The organism is Candidatus Zixiibacteriota bacterium (assembly GCA_022865345.1).
Lineage (GTDB): Bacteria > Zixibacteria > MSB-5A5 > MSB-5A5 > RBG-16-43-9 > RBG-16-43-9.
On record JALHSU010000260.1, the window covers coordinates 1 to 7,099 of the forward strand.

General features: G+C 41.9%; 7 protein-coding genes. All 7 read left to right on the top strand.

Annotation, left to right across the window (positions count from 1 at the left end):
• Window positions 1-251 precede the first annotated feature (251 nt).
• Complete coding sequence (gene xseB, locus MUP17_12340; protein ID MCJ7459760.1) at window positions 252-503, top strand: exodeoxyribonuclease VII small subunit; 252 nt, start codon at window positions 252-254, stop codon at window positions 501-503.
• Window positions 504-565: 62 nt separating this feature from the next.
• Window positions 566-1,429: a polyprenyl synthetase family protein gene (locus MUP17_12345; GenBank protein ID MCJ7459761.1), complete on the top strand. Its 864-nt coding sequence runs from the start codon at window positions 566-568 to the stop codon at window positions 1,427-1,429.
• Window positions 1,430-1,440: 11 nt separating this feature from the next.
• Window positions 1,441-3,354: a 1-deoxy-D-xylulose-5-phosphate synthase gene (gene dxs, locus MUP17_12350; GenBank protein MCJ7459762.1), complete on the top strand. Its 1,914-nt coding sequence runs from the start codon at window positions 1,441-1,443 to the stop codon at window positions 3,352-3,354.
• A 47-nt stretch (window positions 3,355-3,401) separates the two neighbouring features.
• Window positions 3,402-4,268 carry an NAD(+)/NADH kinase gene (locus MUP17_12355; protein MCJ7459763.1) on the top strand — a complete coding sequence of 289 codons (867 nt, stop codon included), beginning with the start codon at window positions 3,402-3,404 and terminating at the stop codon, window positions 4,266-4,268.
• A gap of 54 nt (window positions 4,269-4,322) precedes the next feature.
• Window positions 4,323-4,721 carry a four helix bundle protein gene (locus MUP17_12360; GenBank protein ID MCJ7459764.1) on the top strand — a complete coding sequence of 133 codons (399 nt, stop codon included), beginning with the start codon at window positions 4,323-4,325 and terminating at the stop codon, window positions 4,719-4,721.
• A 38-nt stretch (window positions 4,722-4,759) separates the two neighbouring features.
• Window positions 4,760-6,457, top strand: coding sequence for a DNA repair protein RecN (gene recN / locus MUP17_12365; protein MCJ7459765.1), 1,698 nt, complete (start codon window positions 4,760-4,762; stop codon window positions 6,455-6,457).
• 195 nt (window positions 6,458-6,652) lie between these two features.
• Window positions 6,653-7,099, top strand: a 447-nt coding sequence (locus MUP17_12370) for a CDP-alcohol phosphatidyltransferase family protein (protein ID MCJ7459766.1), incomplete at its 3' end; no start/stop codon positions are given.

A 7,099-nucleotide genomic window follows, 5' to 3' on the forward strand; every position in this document is an offset into this window, starting at 1 on the left:
GGGTTTTCCCTGACCAGGAAACTGCCTGGGATGGAGATAATAAGAGATGCAGGCTCACTTCGACTGAAAGACGAGATCGAGGTGAAGTTTTTAAGAGGAAGGATAGAAGCTGAAGTAAAAAAAATAGACGGTGAGAAGTAAGACGGAAAAAGATGTGTCCGCTTAAACTCTGACTCTGACTTTGTGGACGAAGGTCACGCAGATTTGTAGGGACAGAACAGTGTTCTGCCCTACAAAGAAATGACTACATTATGGCAAAGAAAAGCAATTTTGAAAGCGCACTGAAAAGGTTAGAGGAGATCGTTCAGAAATTAGAAGGTGGGGAACTATCTCTGGATGAATCTCTTAAGCTCTTTGAGGAAGGGATTGAATTATCACGTCTCTGCACCAAGAAGCTCTCTGAGGCTGAGACTAAAGTTGAAAAATTAATAAAATTAGGAGAGAAAGAGTTTAAGACAGAGCCTCTGGAAGTTGAGGAGAAAGAAGAGGAAGAAGAAGAATAAAAGAGAGTAAGACGAAAGATGTGAGACGTGAGACGTCAAAAGGAACAACAAAAAAGGAAAGCATGGATTTTAAGGTATATATAAAAAAGAAAAGGGAAATTGTAAATCAGGCGCTGGAGAGCTGTCTTCCAAACGAAAACCAAGAGCCAAAAAGTTTGCATCAGGCGATGAGATATTCGGTCTTCGCTGGCGGGAAAAGGTTGCGTCCGATTTTATCAATGGCTTCATTTGAGGCTGTAGGCGGAAGGGGGAAAGCAATTCTACCGGTTGCCTGTGCTTTGGAGATGATCCATACCTATTCTTTGATCCATGATGACCTGCCCTGCATGGATGATGATGACCTAAGACGAGGAAAACCGACCCTGCATAAGGTTTATAGCGATGGAATGGCTGTATTAGCCGGAGATGCTTTGCATGCTTTAGCCTTTGAGTTACTGTTACAGTCGAAAAATCCGCAAGTGGTCTATGAAGTAGCTAAAGCAATCGGTACAGAAGGGATGATCGGTGGACAAGTTAAAGATTTAGAAGCTGAGGGGAAGAAAATCTCCCTTAAACAGGTGGAATATATACACACTCACAAGACCGGGAAATTACTCAGAGCGTCAGTAAGAGCAGGAGCTATCCTGGGAGGCGCGGATAAGGCTACTCTTTCAGCTCTGTCCAGTTACGGCGAGAAGTTCGGATTAGCTTTTCAGATAGTGGATGATATCCTGGACGTTGTGGGAAAAGAGGAGGTCATCGGAAAGAAAAAGGGGTCAGATAAGGCCAATTCCAAAGCTACGTATCCTGAGGTCATAGGATTAAAGGAGTCAAAAAATCTGGCAAAGGACTTGTTGACGCAGGCAAAAAGCAGATTGAGAGTCCTGACAAATAAAAAGTGGGTTTTTGAGAAATTGGCTGATTACGTATATGAAAGGATAGGATAAGTTCAAATCTTATGAAAACGCAAAGTCTATTAGAGAAAATCGACTCGCCCAAAGACCTCAAGAAAATCCCTCCGGAGCAACTTCCTAAATTGGCTCAGGAAATCAGGGATAAAATCATTACGGTTGTATCAAAGACCGGAGGGCATTTAGCTTCCAATCTTGGAGTGGTGGAGTTGACCTTAGCCTTGCATTATGTTTTCGATTTACCCAAGGATAAGCTCATCTGGGATGTTTCTCACCAGAGTTACACGCATAAACTTTTGAGCGGAAGAAAGGACAAATTTGAAAGCTTAAGGCAGTATCAGGGGATAAGCGGGTTCACCAAAAGGAAGGAGAGTGAATATGACCCGTTTGGAGCCGGGCATGCCTCCACTTCTATCTCCGCCGCTTTAGGTATGGCTTGTGCCAGGGACCAGAAAGGTGAGGATTATAAGGTAATAGCTGTGATCGGGGATGGTGCTTTAACTGGAGGAATTGCCTTTGAGGGGTTGAATAATGCAGGAGCTCAGGGTAAAGATCTTTTAGTAATCCTGAACGACAATGCGATGTCAATCTCCAAAAACGTAGGAGCCATCTCCAAATATCTCACTGACCTTTTGACTGATGAGAAGTATAACAAACTCAAAACCGAGGTCTGGGAGTTAGTTGGAAGATTCAAAAGAAGAGATAAAATCAGAGCCATGGTAGCTCAGGTCGAGGAAGGCATAAAGGGTTTTCTGGTGCCGGGAATAATCTTCGAAAAGTTAGGCTTCAGATATTTTGGTCCTTTAGGTGGACATGACTTAAATCAGCTTATAAAAATCTTAGAGCATCTCAAGAATCTAAAAGGTCCTATATTTTTACATCTTCTGACCCGGAAGGGGAAAGGATATAAATTCGCTGAAGAGGACTCACCTAAATTTCACGGGATCGGTGCATTTGACAAAGTGACAGGTGAATCCAACGATATCGGGAAAAAAACTTATACCGATGTATTTGGACAAACTATGGTTGAGTTAGCCAAGATGGATCAGGATTTAGTGGCTATTACCGCGGCTATGTGCCTGGGCGCCGGACTGGTTGATTTCTCATTAAAATTCCCCAAGAGGTTTTTCGACGTGGGGATTGCAGAACAGCATGGAGCAACCTTTGCCTGCGGTTTGGCAGCTTCCGGGCTGAAGCCTGTTTTTGCGGTATATTCGACTTTTTTACAGAGGGCTTTTGACCAGGTAATTCACGATATGGCTTTGCAGAATCTTCCCGTTGTCTTAGCCATAGACAGAGCCGGACTGGTGGGAGAAGACGGACCAACCCATCACGGAGCTTTCGACCTTGCCTATTTAAGGCAGATACCGAATATGGTGGTTCTGGCTCCGAAAGACGGGAACGAATTAAGAGATATGCTATATACTGCGATTAAATTAGGGAAATCTCCTGTGGCTATTCGCTATCCGCGAACCGTAATTCCGGATAAGAAACTCAAAGAAGAATTCGGATTAATTCCTCTGGGCAGGTGGGAGACATTAAAAAAGGGGAAAGACCTTTTGATCTTAGCCATAGGCTCTATGGTTTATTCGACATTAGAGGCGGCAAATGAGCTTTCCTCAGAAGGGATTGAAGCAGAAGTTATCAACTGCCGTACTTTGAAGCCCTTAGATGAGGAGCTTCTTTTGTCATCCCTTAAAGGATTCGACAAGGTTATGACCTTAGAGGAAAATGTCCTGACAGGCGGCTTTGGCAGTGCTGTGGCTGAGTTTATCTTTGAAAAAGGAATCGTTAAAATTGAGCTTAAAAGAATCGGTATCCCGGATAAATTCATCGAGCACGGGAGCAGAAAAGAACTGTTGAAGCTCCTGGGAATGGATAAGGAAGGAATAATTAAGGCAGTCAGGGAAATGGTCAAAATTAAAGACAAGACTCCTTCGCCTCAGCTGGATATTCTGTAATCGATAGTAACTTTCACCAGTTTAAAAAGGAAGAGGGCAAAGAAAAAATGAAAAGCATTGGGATTGTGGCAAATGTTAAAAAACCAAAGGTCAAATCGACAGTTAATCGAATACTACGCTGGGCTGAAAAAAATAAGATAGGTTATTGCTTAACTCAGCAGCTTTCCGGGATGATCGGTCACAAAGATAAGGCTGTAACGTTAGAAAAACTGCCTGATTGTTGCCATCTGGTGATCTCCTTAGGCGGGGACGGCACTATGCTTGCATCGGCCCGGGCAGTTGGGAAAAAAGGGAATCCTATTTTAGGGATTAACTTAGGAGGTATTGGCTTTTTAACGGAGATCACCTCTGATAAAATCGAAAAAACTTTAGACCGCATCAAAAGAAAAGATTATGTGATTGAGAAAAGAATGTGCTTGCAGGCAGAAATTGATGGGTCCAAAGAAAAAAATCTATATGCCTTAAATGACATAGTTATCGATAAAGGGAAAGTAGCCCGGTTGATCTATCTTCACCTGTATGATAATGAGGAGTTCGTCTGCTCCTATTCGGCTGACGGGTTAATCCTTTCCACCAGTACTGGCTCGACTGCTTATTCTATGGCGGCTGGTGGTCCGATCATCAATCCCAAAATAAATGCCATCATAGCCTCACCTATCTGTCCTTTTACCTTAGCGGTACGACCTATGGTGTTCTCGGAGAAGGATTCTCTGAAAGTGGTAGTTGAATCAGAGCACCAAGAGGCAATGCTGACCTTAGACGGACAGACCTCTTTTAAATTAGGCTCACCCAGCACTATCCTGGTCCACAAAGCCAGACATTCAATTAACCTGATCAAGTTTCAGGAAAGGTTATATTACGAGGTCTTAAGGACCAAGCTTCACTGGGGGGCAAAGCCGAAAATGGGAGAATAAAATAAAGGCTAAAGGGTTCAAGAGATAAAGAGATTAAGGGAAAAAGAGTAAAAAATGAAAAAAGAAGGGTTTGAAAATTTAAATGTCTGGCAGAGGTCAAGAGAATTGGTAAACCAAGTTTATCTCATGACAAAAGATTCTAAATTTTATAAAGATCGAATACTCATGGATCAAATTAGGAAATCTGCAATTTCAGTTCTGTCGAATATCTCTGAGGGATACGAAAGAGGTTCTAATAGCGATTTTATTAGATTCCTTTATATTCCCAAAGCTTCCTGTGGTGAGCTAAGAGCCCAGCTTTTCATCACAAAGGATCAGGGTTATATTAATGAGAAAGAATTTGAACAGACCATTGATACTTCCAGAAGAGTCTCAGGGATGCTGGGCAACCTTATTTCTTACCTGAAGAAACACAAAGGGAAATTCAAAGTTTCAGTAGATGATGACAATTAACCCTTAAACCCTTTATCCCTTTAACTCTTTATCCTTTTATGCTTAAGTCTCTGAGGATAAGAAACTTCGCCATCGTCGAAGATTTAGCGGTTGAGTTTTTTCCGGGACTGAATGTTCTTACCGGTGCAACCGGCGCTGGCAAATCAATTATCATCGGCGCTCTTAATTTGGCTTTAGGGGAGCGAGCTTCTTCTGAGATGATTCGCACCGGGGCTGACTGTGCCATAGTTGAAGCGGTTTTCGAGATAAAACCAAAAAATCCAATCGAGAAAAATTTATCTGAGTTAGGCATACTCTGCAATGAGAATCAACTGATAATCCGAAGGGAAATTTCTAATAAAGGGGTAAGTAGATGTTTCATGAATGACAGATTGATCACCTTAGCCAACCTCAAATTTATAGGTGACCTATTAGCTGACCTGCATGGCCAGCATGAACACCAGTCTCTGCTAGACTCCAGAGAGCATCTTACTTATCTGGACAACTATGCAGAAGCTGGAGACCTTTTAGCTCGAGTCGGTAATGATTATTCCAAGCTGAAGAAAAAGCTGGAAGAATTGGAAGAGCTAAAAAGGATAGACAAAGTATCAAGAGAAAAAAAGGAGCTTTATCAATTTCAGCTAAACGAGATAACCAGAGCTGGTCTTTCAGTCGAGGAAGAGGAGAAGCTTTCTACTGAGAAAAAGATACTGGAGAATTCTGAGGCACTGTTTCAGGTTGCCTCTATGGTTTTTCAGGAGCTTTATGATATAGATGGCTCCATAATTGAAAGGCTCTCCTTGACCAAAAAAGAACTGGAAAAAGGCAGAGAGCATGATCCTAGATTAAAGGAGCACATTGAGAATTTAAATTCCGCTTTGCTTCAGTTAAATGACAGCTCAAGATTTCTACAGGGGTATAAAGACAGCCTGAACTTCGATCCGGAGAAATTAGAAAAGATAAGAGAGAGATTGAATCTGATTAACAGCCTGAAGAAAAAATATGGTCAATCTATCGAAGAAGTTCTGAACTACGCTGATAAAATAAAGACGGATTTGGAAAAAATAGAAAACCGGGATGAGTTGATTCAGAAAACTGAACAAGAGATAAAAGATTTAAAAGAAATCCTAAAAAAAGACTCCATGCTTCTTTCTGACAAAAGAAAGGAGAAAGGGAGCGAGCTTTCTAAAAAGATCAAAAAAGAACTTTCTTTTTTAGGGATGGAGAGATGTGATTTTGAGGTTAAGATTTCTCAGCGTGAAGAAGAAAATGGTCTTCTGGAAATAAATGGTAAAAAATATTATGTGGATGAAAAAGGATTAGACCAGGTTGAGTTTTACGTTTCCCCTAATCCGGGAGAAGAGTTGAAGCTATTAGCTAAAATAGCTTCTGGAGGGGAGATCTCCAGAATTATGTTGGCATTGAAATCGGTTTTAGCTAAATCTGATCAGGTACCCACCATGATTTTCGATGAGGTAGATGTGGGAATTGGCGGGGAGATAGCTGAGGCAGTGGGAAAGAGGATGAAAACTCTTTCCTCCACTCATCAGATTATCTGTATAACCCATCTTCAGCAGATCGCCTCACAGGCAGATTATCATTTCAAGGTTTATAAAGAGGTATCGAAAAACAGGACCATCACCAAAATCAAGCTCCTCTCTAGGGAGGAAAGGATAAAAGAGATCGCCCGGATGATCGGAGGGAAAAAGATTAGCGATCTATCCTTGGAGCATGCGGCAGAAATGATCGAAGAGTAGGGACATCCCGCCGGTGTCGGAACAGTGCCTGCCCATATTTAAAAATTTTGAAGAGACGCATCAAATGCGTCTCAATGTTCAACATAAATAGGAACTGGGTTACCCAGCCCTAAAAACACAGGGCGAGTCCGCCTGTGGCGGATCGCCCCTACAGTCGGGCAACCGCAGGGGGTTGCCCCCACAAAAATCAATCGGATGGAGATCAAAAAAACTGATTTATTCTTAGTCCCCAATCTACTCACCATCTTAAGGCTTTTTACTTACCTTTTTATATTTTATTTTTTAAAAAAAGAGGATTTGATTCCCGCTGTTATCTTTATGGGTCTGGCAGTCACCACAGATCTCTTAGATGGTTTTTTAGCACGAACTTTAAATCAGGTTTCGGATTTAGGCAAGATCATAGACCCTTTTGTGGATAAATTAGGGATCGGGATTTTTATAGTTTATGCCACTTTGTACAGGGGGTTTCCGCTGTGGGCCTGCATCCTGGTGATTGTCAAGGAAGCGCTTATGCTTCTGGCAGGGTTATTTATCATCAGAAAAAGGAAGATTGTCCCGGTTTCAGCTTTCTGGGGCAAACTCAATGCTTTAGTCTGGGGTGGTGTAGTCCTGTTTTATATTTTAGAACTCAACTCGATAAAA